The organism is Gemmatimonadales bacterium (genome assembly GCA_019637315.1).
Taxonomy (GTDB): domain Bacteria; phylum Gemmatimonadota; class Gemmatimonadetes; order Gemmatimonadales; family GWC2-71-9; genus SHZU01.
Map to the genome: position 1 here is coordinate 177282 of JAHBVU010000007.1, position 24215 is coordinate 201496.

General features: G+C 65.4%; 21 protein-coding genes. 12 read left to right on the plus strand and 9 right to left on the minus strand.

Annotated elements, in window-relative coordinates:
* The first annotated feature begins 32 nt into the window (after positions 1 to 32).
* Positions 33 to 767 (plus strand): carboxypeptidase regulatory-like domain-containing protein, encoded by a 735-nt coding sequence (locus tag KF785_08860; protein ID MBX3146871.1) that lies wholly within the window; start codon positions 33 to 35, stop codon positions 765 to 767.
* Positions 768 to 836: 69 nt separating this feature from the next.
* Complete coding sequence (locus KF785_08865; protein MBX3146872.1) at positions 837 to 986, plus strand: lmo0937 family membrane protein; 150 nt, start codon at positions 837 to 839, stop codon at positions 984 to 986.
* On the opposite strand, the gene KF785_08870 is transcribed toward KF785_08865, so the two are convergent.
* Entirely contained in the window at positions 983 to 2155 is a 1173-nt protein-coding gene (locus KF785_08870) for a divalent metal cation transporter (protein ID MBX3146873.1), read from the minus strand. The two genes, KF785_08865 and KF785_08870, sit on opposite strands and share 4 nt — an antisense overlap.
* 84 nt (positions 2156 to 2239) lie before the next feature.
* On the opposite strand from KF785_08870, the gene KF785_08875 reads away from it, so the two are divergent.
* From KF785_08875 to KF785_08905, 7 genes are all read left to right on the plus strand, one after another.
* Entirely contained in the window at positions 2240 to 3631 is a 1392-nt protein-coding gene (locus tag KF785_08875; GenBank protein MBX3146874.1) for an FAD-dependent oxidoreductase, read from the plus strand.
* The gene (locus KF785_08880; protein ID MBX3146875.1) at positions 3628 to 4902 is read left to right on the plus strand and encodes a beta-lactamase family protein; all 1275 of its coding nucleotides are present in this window, start codon (positions 3628 to 3630) and stop codon (positions 4900 to 4902) included. The genes KF785_08875 and KF785_08880 overlap by 4 nt, the downstream gene beginning before the upstream one ends.
* 46 nt (positions 4903 to 4948) lie before the next feature.
* On the plus strand, positions 4949 to 5629 hold the full coding sequence (locus KF785_08885) for a sulfite exporter TauE/SafE family protein (protein ID MBX3146876.1): 681 nt from the start codon (positions 4949 to 4951) through the stop codon (positions 5627 to 5629).
* A 71-nt stretch (positions 5630 to 5700) separates the two neighbouring features.
* Positions 5701 to 6969: a dipeptidase gene (locus KF785_08890; GenBank protein MBX3146877.1), complete on the plus strand. Its 1269-nt coding sequence runs from the start codon at positions 5701 to 5703 to the stop codon at positions 6967 to 6969.
* On the plus strand, positions 6966 to 7598 hold the full coding sequence (locus KF785_08895) for a 1-acyl-sn-glycerol-3-phosphate acyltransferase (protein MBX3146878.1): 633 nt from the start codon (positions 6966 to 6968) through the stop codon (positions 7596 to 7598). Before KF785_08890 ends, KF785_08895 begins: the two co-directional genes overlap by 4 nt.
* A gap of 45 nt (positions 7599 to 7643) precedes the next feature.
* Positions 7644 to 8156 carry a hypothetical protein gene (locus KF785_08900; GenBank protein MBX3146879.1) on the plus strand — a complete coding sequence of 171 codons (513 nt, stop codon included), beginning with the start codon at positions 7644 to 7646 and terminating at the stop codon, positions 8154 to 8156.
* A 26-nt stretch (positions 8157 to 8182) separates the two neighbouring features.
* A complete protein-coding gene (locus KF785_08905) occupies positions 8183 to 11062 on the plus strand; it encodes an AAA family ATPase (protein ID MBX3146880.1) in 2880 nt (959 codons plus the stop codon).
* A gap of 153 nt (positions 11063 to 11215) precedes the next feature.
* On the opposite strand, the gene KF785_08910 is transcribed toward KF785_08905, so the two are convergent.
* Both KF785_08910 and KF785_08915 read right to left on the minus strand, forming a co-directional pair.
* Positions 11216 to 12076 carry an HDOD domain-containing protein gene (locus tag KF785_08910; protein MBX3146881.1) on the minus strand — a complete coding sequence of 287 codons (861 nt, stop codon included), beginning with the start codon at positions 12074 to 12076 and terminating at the stop codon, positions 11216 to 11218.
* A gap of 24 nt (positions 12077 to 12100) precedes the next feature.
* Positions 12101 to 12283, minus strand: a complete 183-nt coding sequence (locus KF785_08915) for a hypothetical protein (protein MBX3146882.1) — start codon at positions 12281 to 12283, stop codon at positions 12101 to 12103.
* On the opposite strand from KF785_08915, the gene KF785_08920 reads away from it, so the two are divergent.
* Complete coding sequence (locus tag KF785_08920; protein MBX3146883.1) at positions 12282 to 14894, plus strand: S9 family peptidase; 2613 nt, start codon at positions 12282 to 12284, stop codon at positions 14892 to 14894. The two genes, KF785_08915 and KF785_08920, sit on opposite strands and share 2 nt — an antisense overlap.
* Before the next feature lie 35 nt (positions 14895 to 14929).
* The gene (locus tag KF785_08925; GenBank protein MBX3146884.1) at positions 14930 to 15379 is read left to right on the plus strand and encodes an FKBP-type peptidyl-prolyl cis-trans isomerase; all 450 of its coding nucleotides are present in this window, start codon (positions 14930 to 14932) and stop codon (positions 15377 to 15379) included.
* A 7-nt stretch (positions 15380 to 15386) separates the two neighbouring features.
* Here KF785_08925 and KF785_08930 read toward each other — a convergent pair whose 3' ends face one another.
* Entirely contained in the window at positions 15387 to 16418 is a 1032-nt protein-coding gene (locus KF785_08930) for a YpdA family putative bacillithiol disulfide reductase (GenBank protein MBX3146885.1), read from the minus strand.
* Between the two features lie 127 nt (positions 16419 to 16545).
* Between KF785_08930 and KF785_08935 the strand changes: the two genes are divergently transcribed.
* The gene (locus tag KF785_08935; GenBank protein ID MBX3146886.1) at positions 16546 to 19458 is read left to right on the plus strand and encodes a hypothetical protein; all 2913 of its coding nucleotides are present in this window, start codon (positions 16546 to 16548) and stop codon (positions 19456 to 19458) included.
* A gap of 295 nt (positions 19459 to 19753) precedes the next feature.
* Here the strand turns inward: KF785_08935 and KF785_08940 are convergent, their stop codons facing one another.
* The 5 genes from KF785_08940 to KF785_08960 form a co-directional block, all read right to left on the minus strand.
* Positions 19754 to 20518: a carboxypeptidase-like regulatory domain-containing protein gene (locus KF785_08940; protein ID MBX3146887.1), complete on the minus strand. Its 765-nt coding sequence runs from the start codon at positions 20516 to 20518 to the stop codon at positions 19754 to 19756.
* Between the two features lie 131 nt (positions 20519 to 20649).
* Complete coding sequence (locus tag KF785_08945; GenBank protein ID MBX3146888.1) at positions 20650 to 21423, minus strand: carboxypeptidase-like regulatory domain-containing protein; 774 nt, start codon at positions 21421 to 21423, stop codon at positions 20650 to 20652.
* An 8-nt stretch (positions 21424 to 21431) separates the two neighbouring features.
* Positions 21432 to 22856: an amidohydrolase family protein gene (locus KF785_08950; protein MBX3146889.1), complete on the minus strand. Its 1425-nt coding sequence runs from the start codon at positions 22854 to 22856 to the stop codon at positions 21432 to 21434.
* Between the two features lie 24 nt (positions 22857 to 22880).
* Entirely contained in the window at positions 22881 to 23582 is a 702-nt protein-coding gene (locus KF785_08955) for a DUF4412 domain-containing protein (GenBank protein ID MBX3146890.1), read from the minus strand.
* A 79-nt stretch (positions 23583 to 23661) separates the two neighbouring features.
* Positions 23662 to 24186, minus strand: a complete 525-nt coding sequence (locus KF785_08960) for a DinB family protein (protein MBX3146891.1) — start codon at positions 24184 to 24186, stop codon at positions 23662 to 23664.
* Between the last annotated feature and the right edge of the window lie 29 nt (positions 24187 to 24215).

Sequence of the window (24215 nt, forward strand, 5' to 3'; positions counted from 1 at the left end):
CACGCGGGCGACCACCACGAGGAGGCTTCACCATGCAACGGTATGCTCTCAATCTCGCGGTTGTCGGCGCACTTGCGGTTCCGATGACGCTCGACGCCCAGGCCGTTCTGATCGGGCGGGTCGTCAACGATTCGACCAAGGCGCCGATTGCCGGTGCCGAGATCATCCTGGAGCCCAACGCCCGTAGGCTCGAATCCGACTCGCTCGGTCGGTTCGTCCTCGACCGCCTGCCCCTCGGCGCCGCCAGCGCGATCGTTCGGAAGATCGGCTACCGGGGTGTCCGAATTCGGACCCTCATCTTCAGCAGTGATACCCTCGACGTCGAAGTCCCGCTCGAACCGGCAGGTGCCTACGAGCTCGCGCCGATCGAGGTGGTCGCATCCGGCGTTCCACCGGGCATGGCTGCCTACGCAGAGCGCCGACTCCGAGGCACCGGCAGCTATATCGATGCGGATGAACTTCGACGCTCGGAATACCGCGGGCTGAGCGACCTGCTCCGCATGCAACGCGGCATTCGGATGGCCTCAAACCGGTACGGTCGCTGGATCGTGACCGGATCACGATCGAACTGCCCCATGTCGATCTGGCTCGATGGGGTAAAGATCTACAGCTCGGCCGACCGAATCGGGCCGCCTGACATCGACGACTTTCCGATTGCCCAGCTGGAGGCAATCGAGATCTATCGAGGTGGCGCCGACACCCCGCCGGAGCTGGATCCGGGCAAGAGCAGCTGCGGAACCATCGTACTCTGGACCCGCCGCCGCTGACAGGCAGCTGTGTGCTGGAACCCTCCAGCCGGGCGTCTCCTATGATAGAACTTCAACACGGAGCGCATCATGCTGGAGACCATTGCGGTCGTGCTCTTGGTGCTGTGGGTGCTTGGCCTTGTGAGCAGCTACACCATCGGTGGATTCATCCACGTCCTTCTGGTGCTGGCGATCGTCATCGTCCTGCTCCGGGTCATTCGGGGTCGCAGACCGGTCTAGGACGACCACCCGAGCAGTCGTGGTAGCTGGGTAAAGACGGTGTATCCACCCAGCGCGGCCATCGCCACGGCAACACCAGCTGCCGCGGCGATGAGCCAACCCGGCTGAGGTACCAGATCCCGATATGGTGAACGCCCCAGCGCCACGAGAACCGTACCCAGCGCCAGCGGCAGTATCAGTCCGTTCACCGCACCAACCGCCACCAGAATCGTGACCGGCTGCCCAACCAGCAGGAAGATCACGGTCCCGGTCAGAATGAACACCGCGGTCAGTAGCGTCCGCCGGGTGCTCCAGCGCCCCAGAAATGTTACCGACGTGTACGCCGATCCGATCACGGATGTCAGCGCCGCCGCCCACATCACCAGCCCGAAGATCCGGTAACCAAGGTCACCCGCCGCAATCCGAAACACCGAGGCTGGTGGATTGGCCGGATCGATCACATGCCCGGCCGCGACCACACCAAGCGCACCCAGAAACAAGATGACCCGCATGACGGTCGCGATGCTGATGCCAAGCAACGCGCCTTGCGTTGCCAGGCGCACGTTGTCCGGCCCGGCGACGCCCGCTTCGAGAAGTCGGTGCGCACCTGCAAAGGTGATATATCCCCCAACCGTTCCGCCCACGATGGTAAGCACGGCGAGCGGATGGATCCGTTCTGGCAGCACGGTCCGGAAGAGCGCTTCACCCACCGGCGGATTGGCGCGCACCGCCACGGAGAGCGCCAGCACCACCATCACGAGACCGAGCACTTTGACGATGGCATCCATGACCCGGCCGGCATCCCGAACCAAAAAGACGGCCAGGGCAACGCCCGCACTCAGAGCCGCGCCAAGCCGAATATCGATCCCGGTCAGGGCATGCAGGCCCAACCCTGCCCCGGCAACGTTCCCGATGTTGAACGCCAGCCCGCCCAGAGCCACCAGGCCGCTCAGCAGCGACCCGAGCCCCGGCCAGACCCGGTCGGCCACCCGTGGCGCCGGCTCGCCTGCCCCGATCAGTACCCGCCAGATGAGCAGCTGGGCCGCCAGGTCGAAGACGACAGACACCAGGATGGCAAAACCAAAGCTCGCGCCGAGATCGCGTGTGAAGACGGCCGTCTGGGTCAGAAATCCGGGCCCGATGGCGGAGGTCGCCATCAGAAAGGCCCCGCCGACGACGGCAGAACGCACCGGCGTCCTCATGAGTTCCCTGACCCGGTCCGCCAGCCTGACCCGGCCGATCGGCCGACGTTATATTCGCAGATCGTGACCTCCATGACACCATCATCGCCTCTGCGGGTTGCCGTCATCGGCGCCGGCCCAGCCGGATTCTTTCTGGCCGACAAGCTGCTCTCGCAGCCGGACGTCCCAGTAGCCGTCGACATGTTCGAGCGGCTGCCGGTGCCATACGGGCTGGTCCGCTTCGGTGTTGCCCCCGACCACGAGAAGATCAAGCTGGTTACCCGGGCCTTTGACAAGGTTTCGGCACGACCTGGCTTTCGCTACTACGGCAACGTCGAGGTTGGCACGACGGTCACCCTCGGCGAACTCCAACAGCACTACCACGCCGTCGCCTTTACCACGGGCGCCCAGTCAGACCGTCGGATGGGCATTCCGGGCGAGGATCTGGCCGGCAGCCACGCAGCGACCGAGCTGGTAGCCTGGTACAATGGGCATCCTGACTATCGGGATCGCCAGTTCGACCTGAGCGCCGAGCGGGTCGCTGTGATCGGAGTCGGCAACGTCGCCGTCGACGTGGCCCGCATTCTCTGCCGCTCGGCCGACGAGTTGGGGCGGACCGACATGGCCGACCATGCGGTCGACGCGCTGCGGCAGAGCAGGATCAAGGAAGTCCTGCTGCTCGGTCGCCGCGGGCCGGTCCAGGCCGCCTTCACCACCCCGGAAGTCAAAGAACTCGGCGAGCTCGAACATGCCGACGCCGTTGCGCTTCCGGAAGAGGTGACCCTCGATCCGCTCAGTGCGGCCCAGTTTGCGGCAATCGAAGATCCAAGTGAGCGCCGCAAGATCGAGGTCCTGAACGAGCTGGCAACCCGAAGCCGGACCGGCAAAAGCCGTTGCCTGACGCTCCGCTTTCTGGTCTCGCCGCTCGAACTGGTCGACGACGGCACCGGTCGAGTCGGGGCGATTCGGGTCGGCAGGAACCGTCTCGTCGAGCGCGACGGAGCCCTGGTCGCGGAACCAACGGGTGAGGTGGAGGAAATCCCGGTCGGGCTGGTGTTCCGCTCGGTCGGCTACCGGGGCAAGCCGATCGCTGGCCTGCCCTTCGATGAACGCCGGGGCACGGTTCCGAACGCCAAGGGTCGGGTCACGGACCCCGCGACGGGACAGCCGCTGAGCGGCCTTTACGTCGCCGGCTGGATCAAGCGCGGGCCCAGCGGCGTGATCGGCACCAACAAGCCGGACGCGGCCGAAACCGCCGAGGCTATCCTCGCGGACGCCCGAAACGACGTGCTTCCGGTGCCTGTCTCCGCGTCGGGCGCCGCGATCGACGGGCTGCTGGCATCACGCCAGAGCGAGTTGATCACCTGGAAGGACTGGCAGCGGATCAACGAGGCAGAAACTGCGGCAGGCAAGACGGCCGGCCGGCCGCGAGTCAAGCTCACCCGGGTGGCCGAGTTGATCAAAGCGAGCCGCCCGGCGTCGTGACCTGCTTGCTGCGCTGGTTCGGGCCGGTCGTCGTCGGCACCACCCTGATTGCCGGTCGGCCATCTCCGGTTAGTGCGCAACAACCGCACCGATTCGACCCCGAGCGACTGGCGCGGATCGACCGAGCAATGGCTGACCTGGTCGATCGCGGCGCCATGGCAGGCGCCGTTACCCTGATCCTGCATGACGGCGTCGCGGTCCATCGCGGCGCGTACGGCTGGGCCGACAAGCCGGCCGGGCGCCGCCTGGAGCACGACGCCCTCTTCCGGATTGCGTCGCAGACCAAGGCAATCACCGCCGTCGGGGTGATGCTCCTGGTCGAGGAGGGGCGGCTGACCCTGGCCGACCCGGTGTCACGCTACCTGCCCAGCTTTGCCCGGACCACGGTCGCGGTCGCGACGGACACCGGACGCGCCATCGTTCCCGCCCGACGCCCGATCACCATTCGCGACTTGCTGACCCATACCTCGGGCATTTCCTACGGCACCGATCCGCTGGTCGCTCCGCTCTACCAGGCCCAGGGGCTCGGACCCGCAGCCGGATTCGGGTGGTACACCGCCGACAAGGACGAGCCGATCTGCGATACCATGGATCGGCTCGGCGCGCTGCCCTTTGTCCGCCAGCCAGGCGAGGCCTACGTCTACGGCTACGGCAACGACATTGCCGGGTGCCTCATCGAGCGAGTTGCCGGTCTGCCGCTCGACCGCTTCTTTGCGGCCCGCATCTTTGCACCGCTCGGCATGAACGACACCTATTTCTTCGTCCCGACCGACAAAGCTGCGCGGCTGGCAGCAGTGCATCGCGACAGCGCCGGGTCGATCGTCCTGGCGCCCGAAGGTGCTCGCGGCCAGGGACACTACGTCCAGGGCCCGCGCCGGAGCTTTGCCGGAGGCGCCGGCCTGGTGTCCACCGCCCCGGACTATGGCCGCTTCCTCCAGATGCTGCTGAACGGCGGGGCACTCGACGGCGTGCGCCTGCTGGCGCCATCGACGGTTCGCCTGCTGACCGCCAACTCGGTCGGCACGATGCACTCCGGTGACGGCTACGGCTACAGCCTGGCATTTCAGACGACCGAGCGCACCGGCGCCGGTGCCGCACCGCAATCGGTCGGCAGCTACGGATGGGGTGGGGCCTACCAGAGCAGTTATCTCGTCGACCCCGCCGAAGGAGTCATCGCCATCCTCCTGACCCAGCACCTGCCCAATCTTGCCGTCGACGTCCGCGGCATCTTTCGCAACCTGGTTTATCAGGCCCTCGTACCGGCGCCCTGACACGCTCGCAATGTCCCTTCTGCTCTGGGTCGGAGTCACTGCGGTCATGTCCGTCGGGGCTTTCTTGCAGGCCACACTGGGCTTCGGGATGGCTTTGGTCGCCGCCCCGCTGCTGGTTCTCATCAACCCCTCGCTGATTCCCGGCCCGATGCTCTTTACCTCGGCCGTGCTCACCCTGCTGATGACCCGGAGAGAGTGGCACGCGGTTCGGGGCCGCGACCTGGGCTGGTCGCTCGGTGGCCGGGTCATCGGCATCGGCATCGCGCTCGCCGTAATGGATCGGATGTCCACCAACGGCATGGACCTGCTGTTCGGCGCCATCGTGCTCGGCGCTGTGCTCATGTCGGCCGGCGGAATCTCGCTCCCGCTGACGCGCGGCACGCTCTGGCACGCCGGCATGCTGTCAGGCCTGATGGGTACCGTGACTTCGATTGGCGGGCCGCCGATTGCCCTGGTCTACCAGAACGAACGCGGGCCGGAAGTTCGAGGCACCCTCTCGGCCTACTTCCTCGTCGGCACTGTCCTGTCCCTGGCCGGGCTGGCCTGGATCGGCCGTTTCGGGCTGCCCGAACTCCGCGCCGGCCTGAGCCTCTGCCCCGGCGTTATCCTTGGCTATCTGGCGTCCCGAAACGCCTTGGGGTTGGTCGACCGACGCGGCCTCCGCCCTGCCATTCTCGGGCTGGCCGCCGCCTCTGCCCTGGTGGTGATCCTGCGGCGAATCCTGTAGACCTTTCTCGACTCCGCAGGCAACGCCATCTTTCGGGTGTCCCTTCTTTTTTCTCCGGTGCGAGCGTCACTATGAGCATGATGAGACGAACCGAACGAATCGTGGTAGCGGGTGCCAGCGTGCTGGCCCTCCAGGCGGCCGACGCCGTTGCCCAGGATCCGGCCGACCTGCTCTCCAGGGCACGAGCCATCCACGAGCGCGTCCTCACGCTGGATACGCATGTCGATATCAATCCGGCCAATTTTACCCGCGAGCGCAGCTACGCGACGCGGCTGCCGACCCAGGTCAACCTTCCCTCGATGGAAGAAGGAGGTCTCGACGCCGTCTTTCTGATTGTGTACGTCGGCCAGACCCAGGACTTCACCCCGGCGGGGTTTGCCAAAGCCACAGCCGCGGCCATGGAGAAGTTCGACGCGATCGACCGCCTCGTCACCCAGCTGGCGCCGGATCGGATTGCCTTGGCCCGCACTGCCGACGAGGTCCGTCGGATCTATGCGTCCGGCAAGAAGGTGGCCCTGATCGGGGTCGAGAACGGCTACCAGCTGGGCACTGATCTCAAGAACGTCGAGCGCTTCGCCGCGCGCGGTGCGCGCTACGTCTCGCTGGCGCACAACGGGCACAGCCACCTGTCCGATTCCAACACCGGCGAGCGTGACGGCGTCTGGTTGCACAACGGCCTCTCGGATCTCGGTCGCCAGATGGTTGCCGAACTCAACAAGTGGGGCGTCATGATCGACGTCTCGCATCCGTCCAAACAGTCGATGATGCAGACGGTCGCCCTGAGCCGCGCCCCGATCATCGCGTCGCACTCGGGCGTGCGGGCGCTCTGCGACCACAGCCGGAACATGGACGACGAACAGCTCCGTGCCCTGGGCCGCAACGGTGGCGTGATTCAGATCGTGGCCTTCAATGGCTACGTCAAGTGCCAGCAGGACTCTCCGGAACGACAGAAGGCACTTGCTGCGCTCCGAGCCGAGTTCGGCGTGCAGGGCAACCCGAACGCGCTGCCCGAACCCGCACGGACCCGGTTCCGCGAGCGGATGGCCGATCTCAACCGCCGGCTGCCTCCGCCCCCGCGGGCCACCGTGGCGGAGTTCGTCGACCACATCGACTACGCCGTCAAGCTGATCGGCCTCGATCACGTCGGCATCAGTTCCGATTTCGACGGTGGCGGCGGGGTCGAGGGATGGAACAACGCCAGCGAAACGCTCAATGTCACCGTTGAACTGGTACGGCGCGGCTACAGCGAAGAGCAGATCGCCAAGCTGTGGAGCGGCAACCTGCTGCGCGTGATGGAGCAGGTCGACGGAATCGGCCGGAAGCTGCGCGGCGTGGCGTGACGGTCGAGCGCGGCTACGTCAATCGGCAGCTGCCGGCATCGATTGGACGCCGCGGCGGCGCCCTGACACGCTTGGTGGGAAGACTGATCCTCCGCGCGCTCGGCTGGAGGGTCGAAGGCAATCTCCCCGACCGCACCAAGCTCGTAGCCGTAGTCGCCCCCCACTCATCCAACTGGGACTTCCTGGTTGGCATCGGGCTCGTCTTTGCCTGGAACCTTCGGGTGCGCTACATCGGCAAGAAGGAGCTGTTTCGGTTTCCTCTGGGCCCGCTGATGTACTGGCTCGGCGGTATCGCGGTGGACCGGAAAGCCCCGGCCGGTCTGATCGATCAGGTCGTCGACGAGTTCGACCGGAGCCCGCAGATCCTCCTGGGAATCACGCCGGAAGGCACCCGGACACCGGGCGCTCGGTGGAAGGCCGGATTCTACTGGATCGCCCGGCGCTCCGGGGCCGCCATCCTGCCCGTCTACCTCGACTGGGGCCGCAAAGTGATCGGCATCTGGCCTGCCTTCGACCCGACCGAATCCCCCCAGGAAGACCTGGCCTATCTCGTTGCGAAATATGCACTTATCCCTCGACGAGATGGTACATTCCTCGACCCCGACCGCGCCCTGCCAGACCTTGGCTGAGCCTGTAAGCGCCCTGTAAGCGGAGTGGACCACATTCAACGGACCATGACCGACAATTCCAGAGAGCAGCCCACCCGGACCGGGAGCTTTCGCGCTGCCGTTCGGGCCGGTGCCAACCTGACAGAGTACACCCGCGCGGGCGCCGGCCGACCGGTGCTCCTGTTGCTGCAGCGAGATGGCCAGGACACGGCATACCCCGCCGACATCCTGACCGCCATTTCCAGCCAATTCCGGGTCATTGCCCCGGAGCGGATTCCGAATGGCACTGAGTTCGGGCAATGGCTCAGCACCTTCCTCGACGGTCTGGGACTCGACGCGATCAGTATCGTGACCGAGGACGAGTTTGGTGTACCCGTATTCGGGTTTGCGCTGCTCGAGCCGGCCCGGGTCCGCCGGGTGGTCGTGCTGTCGAAAACAAGTCCGGAAACTGAGGCCGCCGGTGCTGCGGTGGCTAACCCGGGCGTGCCGGAAGGCTCGCATCCCTTCTTGATTATCCGGTACGGCGGCCCCGTCGACGAGACCGTTCACAGGGTGGTCCAGTTCCTGGCCACGCCATAGTAAGCAAGCGAGCGCTACCACCAGCCATGTCATCCGACGCGGTCTCGCCTCCTCCCGTCGTCGCCGGTGTCCCGGCGGCCCTGACCCGGTTTGTCGGGCGGAGTCGTGAACTGGATGACCTCGAAAGCCTCCTGTCGGCACATCGCATGCTGACCCTGACGGGTGCCGGTGGAAGCGGCAAGACGCGACTTGCCCGCGAGGTCGTGTCCTGCAGCCGTCTGGGGTGGGAACGAATCGTCTGGATCGACTTGGCCCCCCTGACCGAGCCTGCCCTGATAGCTCCGCAACTTGCCAACGGCTTTGGGCTGGTCGAAACGGCAGGCCAGTCTCCCATTGACCTGATCCGCCGGGTGGTCGGCAACCAGCGCGTACTCCTCGTCCTGGACAACTGTGAGCACTTGGTCGACGCCGTTGCGCTGCTGGTCGAAAACCTGCTCAGCACCATTGCCTCACTCAGCATTCTGGCCACCAGCCGCGAGGCACTTGGCGTCCAGGGCGAAACCGCCTGGCTGGTTCCCCCTCTGGGCGACGTCGAGGCAGCACTGCTGTTCGTGGAGCGGGCCCGGAGCGTCTCGCCCGGGTTTGCGATGACCGAAGCCACCCGTCCCGCCGTCGAAACCATCTGCCGACGCCTCGACGGGATTCCCTTGGCAATCGAGCTCGCGGCCGCCCGGGTGCGTGTCATCACGCCCGACCAGATTGCCGAACGACTGTCGGACGCGCTGCACCTGCTCAACGTCGGGAGTCGAACGGCCCTGCCAAGACAGCGCACCTTACGAGGCACCCTGGACTGGAGTTTTGCGCTGCTCAACGACTTCGAGCGCTGCCTGCTCGAGCGCCTCGCCGTGTTCCCGAGCACCTTTTCACTGGAGTCGGCCGAGGCGGTGGTCTCAGCCGACCAGGTCGCTGCGGAAGCGGTGTTGGACGGCATCTCGGCCCTGGTCGACAAATCGCTGATCGCGCTCGACCTGAACGGTACCGAGACTCGGTACCGCCTGCTGGAAACGGTTCGCCAGTACGGAGAGGAGCGACTGCGGGCGACCGGCGGATGGGAAGCGGCCCGCCACCGCCACGCCACCCACTTCCTGGCCAGCGCGGAAGCCGCGGCACCACATGTATTCGGCGGCGCGTCTGACCCGACCTGCATGGCGCGCCTGACGGCCGACACCCCAAATTATCGGGCCCTTGCCGAGTGGGCCGCCGAGCGCGGTGATCGCTGCGAATATGCACTTCGACTCGGCTGGGCCCTGCATTGGTTCTGGTTTGCCCGCGGATCGTTCGAGGAGGGGCGAAAGCAGCTGAGCGGCGCGTTGGCGGGAGCGGATGAGGTTGCAGTCGAATGGCGTGCCCGGGCCTCCCTTGCCCTGGCGCATATCGGCATCTGGCAGGGCTGGCGAAGCGGCATCACGCCGCTGATGGCTCAGGCCGCCGAGGGCCTGGAGACGACCGGCAGCCGCTTCGACCTGGCCTATGCTCTTGTCGCATGGGGCGCGGGGTTCATCATCGAGGGCATCCCGACGGAGGCAGGGCCGCGCCTCGACCGAGCCGAGGCCATGCTGGCATCGCAGCCGCCACATGTGATTCATTCCCTGCTGCATTTCTGGCGTGGGCTTGCTGCGCAACACCTCGGCGACCTGGCCGGCGCTCGCGCAGCCTTCATCGAGGCCGGCAACAACGGCCGGGTCATCGATCACAAGTCGGCGATTGCCTACCCCATGGCCATGCTCGGCAGCATCGACCTTGCCGAACGCAAGCCGCACGACGCGATGCAACACTACGGCGACAGCCTGTCCATCCACGAGGCCATCGACGACCGCTGGGGCATGGTCCGAGGCCTCGAAGGAGTCGGCATCGCGGCGGGCATGCTCGGCAACGGTCCCGATGCCGCCGTGCTCCTTGGTGCAGCGGAACAGCTGCGGGACCGGTATGCCATTCCCCACGCAACCGGGGAAGTGGCCGACTACCAGGCTGCGGTAGCGCATTTGCATACCTCGCTCGGCGATGCCACCGCGGAGTTCTGGCAGCAGGGGCACAGTTTGGAACTCAGGGACGCGGTGCGACTCGCCCGCCGTGTCGCGAAGCTATCTGGCGACAGCGAGACGCCCCACCTCGCCGTTGCCGGCGCCACCGGCTCTGATCCGGAGGCCGCTCCCGATCTGGTGATCCAAACGCTGGGCACGTTTCGCGCAGTCGTTCGCGGCCGCGAGGTCGCGCCGTCGGCGTGGGGATCGGCCCGGCCGCGCGAACTGCTGGCATTCCTCGCGCTGCACCCGGCCGGCGTCTCGCGAGAACAGGTTGGTGCTGCCATCTGGCCCGAGGCATCGGCGGCCCAGGTTCGCAACAATTTCCATGTGACGATGCATCGGCTCCGCAAGGCGCTCGGTGAGAGCGACTGGATTGCGGTCGATCAGGACCGCTACCGCCTCGACCCGGCGCTCAGCGTGGCTTTCGACGCCAACGAGCTGGAATCCGGGGTCGCCAGCCTTTCATCCGAGCTCGACGACGGCAACGCCGCCCGCTTGGCCGAGGTGCTGAGCCGCTATCACGGTGAATTCCTCGCCAGAGAACCCGCCGGACCCTGGCGCCACGGGGTGGCTCAGCGGCTTCAGCGTCTCTATGTCGACGGGCAACTGGCACTGGTCGGCCGGTACCATCTGCGCGGGAAGGTGGAGGCTGCCATCGAGGCGGCGCGGCGGATCATTGCTCAGGATCCGCTCAATGAGGACGCCTGGCGGTGGCTGATCCGCTGCCGGGCCGATCAGGGCCATGCGGACCAGGCACTAGCGACCTACCGCCAGTTTGCTGACCTGCTGCAGCACGAGCTCGGCGCCGCACCGGACAACGCCACCAGCGCCCTTGCCGAGCGGATCAGCGCAGCAATCCAGCAGACCACCACCGCGCGCTGATTGCGGCGACGACGATGGCGAGCTCGAAGCTGTCCTCGCAGCGGAATCGGAATCCTCGAGGAACGGCCTCCGTACACCCGGCAGCGATACCGATGGTCCGAGCCGTCGACACGGGCTGCCCCAGTTGGCTTGGCAGACCGCGCCGAGAGCGGCCTAGGCAGTAAACTGCCGCGCGCGGACTCCGATAGCACCGACTTCCGCCAGGAATGTTTCGCGAGAGTCTGGATCGAGGTCCAGTCGATCGAACACCTCAGCCGGAGATACTTCGGCATGCCCTTCCTGAGCCAACTCGAGCCCGGCCGCGGTGCAGAGCGCTTCAGCGCCCCAGACGACCGCAGCCAGCGCCGCTGCATCCGCAGGGGCAGCATCAAGACGGTGGTGACTGATCACGGACCATTGTACGACCGAGGGCAGCGACCATCGCTCGAGCATCCGACCGCCAATGGCGCCGTGATCCATCCCGAGCAGTTCAACCTCAACCTGGTACCTGGGCACCATATCCGCATCAGCGGCCGCCTGCACCTGTGCGAAGTCGCTGCTGAAAAACTGGTCTTCGATCAGGAGCCCGACATCATGGAGCAGGCCCGCCGTATACGCCTCGCCCCCTTCGACGGATCCGTAACGACGACTCAGCCCGGCAAGCCGCTCCGCGACCAGCCCAACCGCTGCCGAATGTTCCCAGTAGCGGGTGTGATCGAGCCCCCCGGCATTCTGTCCGAACGCACGCACGATCCCCACGGTAAGGCACAAGGCACGCACGTTGGCGATGCCCAGCTGCCCGATCGCCGTCCGTACCGTCGTGATCGGTTCACCCCGCGAAAACGCGGCCGAGTTGGCCACCCGAAGCACCCGGGCCGTCAGGGCCGGATCGCGCTCGATGATCGACCCGATGTCGCGAAGCCCGGACATCTCATTGGCCAGGGCGCGCTGAACCTCGAGCACCAGACTCGGTAAGGTCGGCAGCTGCTTCCCGCTGGTAAAGAGCCCCTCGAGGCGCGTCGGAAATGTGGTCACGGGCCCTCGCATACTCTGCTCGTTTCAGGCGTTCTCGGGCGAGGCTACCCCACCCACCACAATCATGCCCCCGGCAACCGCCCGGGACCAGCCCCTCACCTGCACGATACGGGCCGCCTCGGCCGCTTCGAAGACCTGGGTTTGGGCCCCCGCCCGACTCGGCTGTAAGTTACTGGTTCGACCGCCCACGCCATCGGAGAATCTCATGTCTGAACTTCGGCCCCGCCCCTTGCGGGTCCTGTTGCTGCTCGCTGCGATCGCAGGGCCCGCAACCGCCCAGGCACCGACTGCCGGGAAGCCAACCTCGACGGATGAGGTCATCCAGTCCGAACGCTTCGCGGTGCCCCCCGACTCCGTCAGCGCAGCCGTGCTTGCTCCGCGATACCTCAACATTTCGCCGGCCAACCCGAGTCCGGATAAGCTGCGCTTCGTTCATGAAGTGGGTGACGGCCCGGTCGGCATGGACATCTTCGCGAAGCCGTACGACGAGCTCGGGGGCCTCTTCATCGACGTCGCCGCCAACCGGAACCGCAACCTGACCCTCCGGAACTCGGTACGCCTCGACCTCGTCTCGGCAGCTGACGGCAGCATTACCCGGATTGAGACCCCGGCCGGGTCTCGGGTTTCCAACCCGACCTGGAGTCCCGACGGCCGCCACCTCGCATTCTACCTGCACACCACCGACGCCACCCATCTCTGGGTCGCCGACGCGGCGACGGGTCGAGCCCGCCAGGTCACCCGCACGCCCGTGCTCGCCACGCTGCTGACCGAGGTGAGCTGGACCAGCGATAGCCGTCGCATCGCGACGGTCCTGATCCCGGCAAACCGCGGCACCCGGCCGACCGCACCCCGAGTCCCGACCGGACCCCAGGTCAAGCTGGCCGAAGAGAAGGACAAGAACCTGCTCCGCACCTACCAGAGCCTGATGGCGACCCCGACCGATCAGGCCCTGCTCGCATGGCATACCACCGGCCAGCTTGCCCTGATCGATGTTGCCAGTCGCGCCGTGACCATGGTCGGCACGCCGGCAATGATCCGAACCGTCGAGGCCGGCTCGGGCGGCCCCTACCTCCGGGTCATCCGAATGGTGGAGCCATTCTCCTACGTCGTACCGGTGTCGAGTTTCGGTACCGTGGACGAGATCTGGAGCACGGATGGCGCGGTGCTTGCCACCATCGACCGCCAGCCCCTCAATCTCGGCGTCGATACCACTCGAACCCCGTCCGCACCCGGCGTGGGTGGCGGCGACGGCAACATCCGGCGCCGGGAAGTCGCCTGGCGGGCAGATGGCAAGGGCCTGTCCTTCCTGGAACAGGAGCCAGCCGCTGCCGGCGCCGACGGCGCCCGAAACGAGGAGGACGGCTCGCCCGCCCGGCGACGCGATCGCGTCATGCTCTGGCCCGCGCCGTTCGACAGCACCAGCATCTCGGTGATCTACTCCACCACGGGTCGCATCACCAATCACCGCTTCTCACCCGACCACACGGTGCTGTTTGCTACGGAGCGAACCGGACAGAATGTGCACGAGTATGCGGTAGCCCTCGCGGAACCCGACAAGAAGGTCACCCTGGCCAGATACAGGACCGATGACGTCTATGGCAATCCGGGCAACTTGATTCTGGCCGGGAGCGCCGTGCAGGCACCGAATCCCTTTGCCTTTCAGTTCGGCGGCGGCCCGCGAGGAGCGCGAGTCGTCGAGGTTTCATCCGACGGAGCGAGCGCCTACTACTACGGCTTGGCGTACGACAAGAACCCGCAGGCCGCCGGACCGCGCAGCTACATCGACCGCGTCAACATCCGCGACGGTAGGAAGACCCGCGTCTTTGAGAGCGACAACGCCGGCGTGTTCGAACGCGTGATCGCTACGCATGACATCGAAGCGCGACGCCTGGTGGTGTCCCGCGAATCGTCGACAGCCGTTCCCCAGGCCTTCCTGCGCAACGGCGACGAGCTGACCCAGATCACCCGGAACATCGACTACACCCCGGACCTGACCAACGCGCCCCGCGAAAGCTTCATCGTGGAGCGACCGGACGGGTTCAAGTTCAAGGTCAATGTCACACTACCCCCGGGCTATCAGCCCGGTACGCGGCTTCCGGCCATGTTCTGGTTCTATCCGCGCGAGTTTACCGGCCAGGATGAGTACGATCGGGGTGCCCGGACCTTCAACAAGAACGAGTTCCCGAGCTTCAACCCCCGATCCATCCAGTACCTGGTCCGGCTCGGCTATGCCGTCGTCGAACCCGATGCCCCGATCGTCGGATCGGCTGGGCAGCAGAACAACAACTACGAGAATGATCTTCGCAACAACCTCGCGGCCGTGATCGACGAAGTCGATCGGCGCGGCCTGGTCGACCGGACCAGGCTGGGCATCGGCGGGCACAGCTATGGAGCGTTCTCGACCGTCAACGCCATGTCGCACACGCCATTCTTCAAGGCCGGTATCGCGGGCAACGGGAACTACAACCGAACGCTGACCCCGCTGGCCTTCCAGACCGAACGGCGCACCCTCTGGGAATCACGGGACACCTATCTCAGCATGTCCCCCATCCTGCACGTCAACAACCTGACGGGCGCCCTCCTGATGTACCACGGCATGAGCGATCAGAACGTAGGAACCGAGCTGTCCAACTCGCCCAGGCTGTTTCATGCGCTGAACGGACTGGGCAAGGTCACCTCACTCTACCTCTATCCCTTCGAGGACCACGGCCCGGCCACCCGAGAAACCCTCCTCGATCTTTGGGCCCGCTGGTCCGCCTGGCTCGACAAGTACGTGCGCAGCGCCGCACCAACCGAAAGCAAGCCGGTTTCAGAATGATTCGATTGCACTCGATACGACAGACCCGTATCCTGATGGCATTGACCCTGACGCTCGGAGCCGCTTCCTGCGGCTCCGACTCCTCCGGTCCCGACGATCCGGATATTGCCACCACGACCTTTGCGCCCTCGCTCGGCGTGGACCTGAGCGCCATGACCGTGACGGGAACGGGCCTCTACTGGCGGGACCTGACGGTCGGCAGCGGAACGACGGCAACCATCGGTCGGCAGGTCGGGGTGATCTACACCGGCTGGCTGGTCAACGGCACGCAGTTCGACTCCAACGTCGGTCGGGCCCTGCTCAGCTTCCGCGTTGGCCTGGGAGAGGTCGTTCCGGGGTTCGACGAGGGTGTGCGCGGCATGGCGGTCGGGGGCGAACGCCAACTGATCATTCCCCCTTCACTCGGCTACGGCAGGTCCGGCAGCGGCCCGATTCCTCCGAATGCCATTTTGGTCTTCCGGGTCCAACTGGTATCAGCACAGTAAACCTGCGCTACTCGCCAAGCGGCCGATAAATCGCATCGGCCGCCTGGCCTGCCCGCGTCCGTGACGTCGGATCACCAAAAATCTTCTCGCCGTCGTAGCGGCCGTTTTCGATGAACACCTCGGAAATGAATTTCCCCGCCGTCAGACTCCCCGCGAGGTACACCCCCGGCACGTTGGTCTCGAGCGTGGTCGGGTCGTGCGACGGGCGACCCGTCTCAGGGTCGAGCAGGATGCCAATCCGCTGCAGCAGCTCAAAGTCAGGTCGATAGCCGGTCAGCAGGAACACGCGGTCCGCAGCGAGCCCCCCCTCGCCCTCGGGCCCGCGAATGCTCACCTGCTGCCGCGTGATGGCGGCTACCGTGGTATTCCAGTGAACCGCGATTTCGCCGGCTTTGACCCGGTTCAGGAAATCCGGGCGCAACCAGTACTTGACACTCGGCTTGAGCTCGGGGCCGCGGCACACCACCGTCACTCTCGCCCCGACCCGAAACGCGGCCAGCGCCAGCTCGATCGCCGAGTTTTTGGCGCCGACGATCACGACATCGAGACCGGCCAGCGGATGGGCCTCCTCGGGGTAATGGGTCACGTGCGGCAGGTCCTCGCCGGGAACCTCGAGCCGGTTGGGATGCCCGAAATACCCGGTCGCGAGCACCAGACGCTCAGCCACCACCAGCTCCGGTCGCTTCTCGCCTAACGTTCGCTCCAGGACACAGTGGATGGCGCCCTCACGCCGCTGCGCCCCAACCAGGCGAGTGTACGGGTGGATCCGAAGACCCTCCACCCGGGCCACGCCACGATAGTACATCAGGGCATCTTCCCGCGTTGGTTTGGCGCCGGACGTGACGATCGGATGATTCCCGATCTCGAGCCGCTCCGGGGTCGTAAAGAACGACATCCCGTTGGGATAGCGGACGATCGATTCGGCAATCGCCCCGGCATCGATGACGGCCGGGTTGAACCCTCGCCGTTTGGCGGCAATTGCCGTGGCCAGCCCGATCGGCCCCGCCCCGACGATGAGGATCGGTTCATGTGGATGCATGGCTGCAAAAGTAGCCGCCCGACCGCCTCAACGGTCGGGGGTCCGGCAACGTATAATTAGGATGGGCCCGTTGGCCCGTTCCCTTCAGAGTCGATTGTTCAAGCCCCGCCTCACCCGAGGAACCGGTATGTCTCGTTTTGCCCCCTGGATTCGCCTTGCCATCCTGGCCGCCGTTGCCATGGGCGGGGCAACCAAGGCGTCTGGTCAGGCCGTCGATCAGGAGTACACCCGCCTGATGCGGGAGTACCTGCGCGACCCCAGGATCACGACCGAACTGGTCGACCCGATGCCCGCGTCCGCAACCGTCCCGACCCCGCTCAAGTTTCTGGGCCGGATCGTCGGCACCCCCGGTGAGCTGACCTACACCAAGGACATCTACCGGTACTTCAGGGCCCTGGCCGACGCCTCCGACCGAGTCGCCGTCTGGAACATCGGGAAGTCCGAGGAAGGGCGCGATATGATCGTGCTGGCCGTGTCCGACGCCGCCACGATCAAGCAGCTCGAGAAGTACCGGGGCATGCTGAACCAGCTCACCGACCCGCGCAAGACGACAGAGGCCGAAGCCCGACGCCTGATCGGCTCGGCCAAGCCGTTCTACTGGATCACCACCGGCCTCCATTCGCCCGAGACCGGCGGTCCCGAAGTCGTGATGGAGCTGGCCTATCGGCTGGCCGTTACGGAAACGCCGTACGTCAAGACGATCCGCGAGAACGTGGTGACGTTCATCACCCCCGTTCTCGAACCGGACGGCCGCGACAAGCAGGTCGACACCTACTACTACAACAAGGCGCTGCCGGCTGGCGCGCAGCGTCTGCCGCTGATGTATTGGGGCAAGTATGTCGCCCATGACAACAACCGCGACGGCATGGGACAGTTTCTGGCCCTGACGCGGAACTCGACCAAGTTCCTGCTCCACTGGAAACCGACCGTGATGCACGACCTGCACGAGTCGGTTCCCTACCTCTACGCCTCGACCGGCACCGGCCCCTACAACGAGTCGATCGACCCGATCACGATCGACGAATGGTGGCTGATGTCGAAAACAGAGGTCGTCGAGCTCACCAAGCGGGGCGTTCCTGGCGTCTGGACCTACGGATTCTACGACGGGTGGGTACCCAACTACCTCTTCTTCCTGGCGCACAGCCACAACGCCATCGGCCGGTTCTACGAGGTCCAGAGCTACGGGCCTGACACGAACACCGTCCGGAATCCGCCCGCGCGCACCAGCCGAGAGTGGTTCCGCGGCAACCCGCCGCTCCCGTCGATTGCCTGGGGCCCCCGTAACAACGCCAACATTCAGCAGTCGGCGTTGCTGGTGGTCCTGAATCACGTGGCCAAGAACCGCGAGATGTATCTCGAGAACTACTGGATCAAGAACAAGCGGGCGGTCGACAAAGGCCGCAACGGGCCGAACCACGCCTGGGTCGTGCCCGCGAATCAGCGCCGCAAAGCCGACGCAGTGGCTGCCATCAATGAACTCTGGCGACAGGGACTCGAGATCCACCGTGCCACCAGCGCATTCACGGCCGGCAGGGTGAACGTGCAGCCCGGCGACTTCATCATCCGCGGCGACCAGCCGTACCACACGCTGGCCGATATGTACTTTTCGGTCCAGAACTTCCCGCCCGAGAATCCGCGCCCGTACGATGACACCGGCTGGACTTTCCCGCTGATGCGGAACGTGGTGATCACCGCGGTCAGCGACAAGAGCATCCTGTCGCAACCGATGACGCCGGTAACGAGCGAGTCGCGCGCCGCTGGCGGGATCGAGGGCAGCGGCAGCGTCGTGGTGGTCGACCACACGACCGACAACAACCTGATGACCTTCCGGTATCGGCATGCCGACGTGGCGATGGACGCTGCGCAGGAAGGTTTCTCCGCGGGCGGGCGTCAATTCCGCGCCGGGGCCTTCATCATCCGCAATGCAGACCTGGCTGCGCTCGGCAAGACCCTGACCGACCTGGGCCTGACCGGCTACGCCATGGCCTCGGCCCCGACGGTCAAGACCCACGCCATGGACCTGCCGCGGATCGGGTACGTTCACGCCTGGCAACGGACGCAGGATGAAGGCTGGATCCGGGCCGCGCTCGACACCTACGAAGTCCCCTATACCTACTTTGCCGATCAGAAACTCCGTGAGGGCAATCTGCGGAGCAAGTACGACGTGATCATCTACCCGCACGTCGGCGGCACCCCGGTGGCTCAGATCAACGGCATCGCCAAGAACGACGACCGCCCATTGCCGTACCGTCGGACGGACAAGACCCCGAACCTGGGCGTCAACGATCAGAGCGACGACATCCGGGGCGGCATGGGCCTGGAAGGCCTCGCAGAGTTGGCCAAGTTCGTGCGCGAGGGCGGCACCCTGATCGTCGAAGGCGCCACCTCGACCATCTTCCCGGCGTTCGGGCTGACCTCCGGTATTACCGTCGAAGAGCCTGCCGACCTGTTCGTCCGCGGCTCGATCATGCGCGGCATCGTTGCCGATCGGACCAGTCCGATCGCGTACGGCTTCGATGCCCAGCTGCCGGTCTACTTCAACCAGGCGCCTGTGCTGAGCACCGGTGGCGGCGGTGCCTCCGCACTGGCTGCCGTCTTCAGCGGCGCCAACAGCGGCCCGGGCCAGAACGTCACCCCGATGGCGTCACGCCTCACGCTCTCGCCCTGGATCACCGACTCGGCCTCGCAAACCGGGGCGCCACGGACCGGGCCCGGTCAGGACGAGCAGGTAGCACAGTTCCGGCAAATGGCCCGTCAGCTCGGACTCAGCACGGAGTCGGCCGACCCGCGCGTCGTGATGCGGTTCCCGACCAACCCGAACGACATGCTTCTGTCAGGTACGCTGGCCAACGGCCAGTACCTCTCCAACCGGGCCCAGGTCATCGATGCCCCGGTCGGCAACGGGCACGTCGTGATGTTCGGGATCCGCCCGTTCTGGCGCTGGCAGACCCACGGAACCTTCTTCCTCGGTTTCAATGCGATCCTGCATTGGAACGATCTCAAGGCAGGACGCGGAGGCTCAGCCAACGCAGGCGAATAGGCCCAGAAATGACGGGCGGGGCGCAGACAAATCCGTCTGCGCCCCGTTTCGTTCGTTCCCCCTCCGTGCCTGGTTGCCAAGCAGCCTGGCCGAGCCAGCGTAGAGTAGCGTGACGACACCCAGAAACTGCGCTGCCTTCCGGCGCTGATCGACGGCCTCGCGATTCCCAGGCAGATCCGGAGCCCGGGAACGCCGGCTCGCTTCTGATTCGACCGCCGTCCGTGGGGGCACCCCCCGAACCTGACCGCCACAGCAGCAAGCCATTGATTCGAACACGGGAACTACGGGGGAGCGTTTACCGAAGCCGGGTCCAGATTACCAGCACACCGCACATGCCGCCGTCGGTCTGGAACATCAGCGGGATCTGGGCCGAACCGCGATAGTATTCGACTCCGGCCACGAGCCTGACCGGCGGCAGGTCTCGCAGGTAAAGCGTGTCACGCGTCCAGTTGAGCAGTGCACCATCGAGAATGACTCGTGCCGGACACGTCCTCTGCTGCATGCTCGACGACCCTCGCGACTCGGCCGCATAGGCTCCACGCCGTCCATATTCGATCGGTACCCCAAGCTCTCGCAGGGTGCTTTCGAGGCTCTGCCCCTCCTTCTCCATCAGCTGATAGTGATCGAGGAACCTGCCGAGCCCAAGCTTCAATCGCTGCTCGAAGCCAGCCATCATCGGATTGGGCCAAGTCAAGTCGTCGGCGCGAACTGTGACAGAATCGAGAACGATCGGAATCTCCTCGAGGCGGAACCCGACGCGCACAACCTCATCTGCTCCGAAGCGAATCCGCTGCCGCAGCGGACGATATCCGATCCGCCGAACCAGAACCTCATGCTGGCCCGGCCGAATGCCATCGATCCGGAATTGACCGGTCGAATCGGTGATGGCACCGAGCTCGAGCCCCCGAATTTCAACCAGCGCACCGAGAAGAGGGCCGATCGGCGTCCCACCGGCAACCCGGCCGGTCAAAACGGCCTGCCCGTGAACCGGCTCCCACCAGAGCGCGACGACGCAGCAAACCGCAATCCATCCAACCCGCGCCGGGGTCAGCACCGACATCGACACCGCTCCCGACAATCCCCCATCTCCATTGCCTCTCGCAGACGGACCGTTCCCGTATCAACCCGAAGAATGGCAAGCCCCCTTCGCGGAAAGCCCGGGTTATTGCCATGAACGCAGCGGGCAGAGTCCTACCGCATTCGCGTCCAGATGACAATCATCCCACACTGCGATTCATCCGTCTGGAACTCGAGCGGAATCTGGCCCGCGCCACGATAATATTCGACGGCGGCGAGGCTGCGCGGGTGTGGATACTGATGCAGGTAGAAGACATCGGACTCATGACGAAGCAACGTGCTGGTCACGACGATGCCGTCGATCATCACCTTGGTCAGGCACTGCTCGGCACCCCGCTGCAGCGACGATGGACCCCGTTTCTCGCCGGCAAATCGTCCTCGCTGGTTGCGCAGGAACGGCACCTTGAGCTCCCGCAGCAAACTCTCGATGTCGCGCCCTTGCCGCTCCGTCATCTCGCGGTAATCGAGGAATCGTCCGACGCCCAGCTTGCGCCGCTCCGTGAACCCCGCCATGCGGGGATTGAGCCGTTCGACGGATTCCGCCTCGACGGTGACCGAGTCAAGCACGACCGCCGCTGCCATGAGTTCTACGCGGAGATGCGTCGTCTCGCCGGAGCCGATCGAGACACGCCGTTCCGCCGGCTGGAATCCGATCCGACGGAAGAGTGCGACGTGCTGCCCCGGTCCGACGTCGTCGATCCGAAAATCGCCGGCGCTATCGGTCGTCGTCCGCAGCGAGGTGCCCCGAATCTCGACCTCCACGCCGGCCAGGGGAGTGACGGGACTGCCGCCGACCACGCGCCCCGTCAACCCTCCCTGCGCACATACCGGCCCAGCCGTTAGCAGCACCATGATCACGGCCGTCCATACCCGACCTGATCCGCTCACGGGCCCTCCTAGCGCAATCCCACCGTTCCCTTCACCGACGCGATCAGCTTCGCCGAGTCGTAGCCGATCCCCTCACGGAAAACGAGGGTGACGTTCCGGATCTCTGCAGGACGAGCAATCGGATCACCATTCAGGACCACCAGGTCGGCATACTTCCCCGGTGAAATCGTACCATACTCGGCGTCCGCGCCCAGGATCTTGGCCCCGTTGGCCGTCATGACCTGAATGGCTTCGACCGGCGTGAAGCCGCCCTCCAGAAATAGTTCGTAGTTCCGCTGGTTGCCGAACCCGGCGAGAATGCCACCGATGCCGGTCGGATCGACCCCAGCACCAAGCAGACCACCGGCGCGCACAAACGCAAGCTCGTACTCGAGCAGCTTCTTGAAGCCTGCATCGGTTACCGCAGCGGCCCGACCTTCCGGTGATCCCAGCGCCTCCCGCGCCCGGAGATACGCCTCCTTTGCCGGAGGATAGAGCGCGTCCATGGTGCGCTGCTCGATGGGAGGCCGCCCGACCATCAGGCCCTCGAAGATCACCACCGTCGACGTCATGGCGACCTTGTTGGCGATCATATCCTTGAACGTCGCGCGGACCGCATCGCCGTTGATGTCGAGCGCTTCGAACACGCTCATCTTCACACCCGGGCACTGGTCCGGACGCTTGGCGGGATCGTACTCCTGGTTGGCATAGAGGCCATGCTCGACGGCATCCATCCCGGCTGCCACTGCCTCGCGGTAGCCCACCGAGCAGAGATGCCCGGTCACTTTGACGCCGTGCTTGTGCGCTTCCTCAACCAGTGCCTTGAGTTCCGCCCTGGAAATCCGGTCATACACCTTGAGCCAGCTCGCTCCCTCAGCAGCCCAGTACGCTGCGATGCGCCGAGCGGCCTCAGGCGTGCTGACCTCATGCATGATTCCATGATTGCCCCCCGGGCCCGTGATATACGGCCCGGTCAGGTACATCCTCGGACCCGCCTCGGCGCCGCTCTCGATGGCGCGCTTGAGGATCAGATCCTGATAGGGTGCATTGGTTCCGGTGGTGCGAATCGTGGTGACACCCGACGCAAGGTAGAGTCGAGGCGCACTGACCGGCTGGTGCACGAACGGCCACCCGCCGCCTCCGTAGAACGTGTGATCGTGGAGGCCAACCATGCCGGGAATGACGGTATGGCCGGGCAAGGCGAGCACGCGCGCGTTGGCCGGGATCTTGGCCGAGCCACTCGCGCCAACCCAGCTAATCCTGCCACGCTCGATCAGGATGGTCTGATCATCGCGTGGCGCCGCTCCGGTGCCGTCGACCACTTTGACGTTGGTCAGCGCAACGACGGGGGCGTCGACGGAGACGAAATCTCGCGCCCCTTGCGCTGACACGGCAATCGGCCCCGCCGCCAACAGCATCACCCCACACCAGGCCCTGCGAACGGAACGGATCACCTCTACCCCTCCTTGGTTGATCGACTACGGACGCCGCGGCATTCCGGGAATTCGACCGGGCAGGCCCCCCATATCCATCTTCCTGTAGCCAGCCGGGACCTCGAACAGATCGGCAGCGAGCGACTTCTTCTCGACCGACCTCACCTCCATCACCAGCTCGCGCTTGGAGCCCTTGATCTGTTCGATCTTGAGCGGCTGGAAGCCGTCTTTGAAATGCTCGGCGAGCTGTCGGTACTGAAGCGGAACCGATGACCCTGGACCACGCCCCATCTGCCCGCCGCCCTGACCGGACATGCCGAAAAAGCCCAGGCCCTTGGCCGCACAGATATCCATGACAGCGTCGTCCGACGTCACCAGGTAGTGCTCGCAGCGATGCCCGGCAATCGTCTCGCTCTGACCGGTCGGTTCGATCTTCGGCAACTTGGTGTTGTCAGGCGTGTCGTCGCCGACTGCGGCGCCCTTGAAGGACGTGACCATATACATCTTCTGGGACGGCATCACCATCGTCATCGACCCCGCCCGCAGGTCGAGCACGGAATACCCGGACTCCTGACCCGCCTTCATGTCGATACGCGACTTGTCACCCTTGTGGCTCGTCACGACTTCCATAGAGGCCTTGCCGCGATCGAAATACTGTGTCACGATGGTGCCCTCGAATGCCTGCGCAGACAGGGAAACCGATACGGCGGCCAACCCGACCGCACCGACAAGAATGGCTCGAAGCATGTTGCGCCCCTCGTAAAGGAAGATGCCTGCAAAGTTACGAGCGGCGACCTCGTTCGCCTAGGGCAGCCGGGTACGCCCGTCAGCGGCCCCGAGCACCATAGAGGAAGCGCGCATAGCCAAGCTCGGCCGCATTCTTGGTCAGTTCGATCGTCGCCCAGGCCACGACGTCGCCGAAGGGGCGATCGGGAAACGGCCACCGCGTCCGTTCCGAAGAGGTGATTTCGCGATCAGACAGCGCTTCGATTCGCTCGCGCCAGGTGCGGTAATGCCGCCCCAGCTGCGCGCGCACCTCGTCCGCGCTGCCGGGCCAGCGAACATCCTCCCGGCGAAGCGTTCCGTTCCCGAAGGAGTAATCGAGCACCATTGACCACCAGAACAGCATGTGCCACGTGACCCAGCCGGCACTTGGCGGACCGATGTCATACTCTTCGCGCTCCGGCCAGTCCACCGCCCAGCGCCCACCTTCGTCCTGCCGGAGATGCATGCCATGTCCGGTCGGATGCCAGAGGCACTCGTCAGTGGTCAGTGTATCGAGGTGGTAGCTCGCAAGCATCCACGCCAGGTCGAGCTGGCGCAGCAGGTAATCTCGGGGTGTGTGGCTCATTGCAGCTGCATCCGTTGAAGGGGACCTGC

Coding starts and splice junctions, on each gene's coding strand:
- KF785_08935 (MBX3146886.1), top strand. CDS start 16,546: ATGTCTCGTTTTGCCCCCTGGATTCGCCTTGCCATCCTGGCCGCCGTT.
- KF785_08865 (MBX3146872.1), top strand. CDS start 837: ATGCTGGAGACCATTGCGGTCGTGCTCTTGGTGCTGTGGGTGCTTGGC.
- KF785_08940 (MBX3146887.1), bottom strand. CDS start 20,518: ATGTCGGTGCTGACCCCGGCGCGGGTTGGATGGATTGCGGTTTGCTGC.
- KF785_08955 (MBX3146890.1), bottom strand. CDS start 23,582: ATGCTTCGAGCCATTCTTGTCGGTGCGGTCGGGTTGGCCGCCGTATCG.
- KF785_08900 (MBX3146879.1), top strand. CDS start 7,644: ATGACCGACAATTCCAGAGAGCAGCCCACCCGGACCGGGAGCTTTCGC.
- KF785_08925 (MBX3146884.1), top strand. CDS start 14,930: ATGGCATTGACCCTGACGCTCGGAGCCGCTTCCTGCGGCTCCGACTCC.
- KF785_08920 (MBX3146883.1), top strand. CDS start 12,282: ATGTCTGAACTTCGGCCCCGCCCCTTGCGGGTCCTGTTGCTGCTCGCT.
- KF785_08875 (MBX3146874.1), top strand. CDS start 2,240: ATGACACCATCATCGCCTCTGCGGGTTGCCGTCATCGGCGCCGGCCCA.
- KF785_08915 (MBX3146882.1), bottom strand. CDS start 12,283: ATGAGATTCTCCGATGGCGTGGGCGGTCGAACCAGTAACTTACAGCCG.
- KF785_08860 (MBX3146871.1), top strand. CDS start 33: ATGCAACGGTATGCTCTCAATCTCGCGGTTGTCGGCGCACTTGCGGTT.
- KF785_08890 (MBX3146877.1), top strand. CDS start 5,701: ATGAGCATGATGAGACGAACCGAACGAATCGTGGTAGCGGGTGCCAGC.
- KF785_08905 (MBX3146880.1), top strand. CDS start 8,183: ATGTCATCCGACGCGGTCTCGCCTCCTCCCGTCGTCGCCGGTGTCCCG.
- KF785_08885 (MBX3146876.1), top strand. CDS start 4,949: ATGTCCGTCGGGGCTTTCTTGCAGGCCACACTGGGCTTCGGGATGGCT.
- KF785_08930 (MBX3146885.1), bottom strand. CDS start 16,418: ATGCATCCACATGAACCGATCCTCATCGTCGGGGCGGGGCCGATCGGG.
- KF785_08960 (MBX3146891.1), bottom strand. CDS start 24,186: ATGAGCCACACACCCCGAGATTACCTGCTGCGCCAGCTCGACCTGGCG.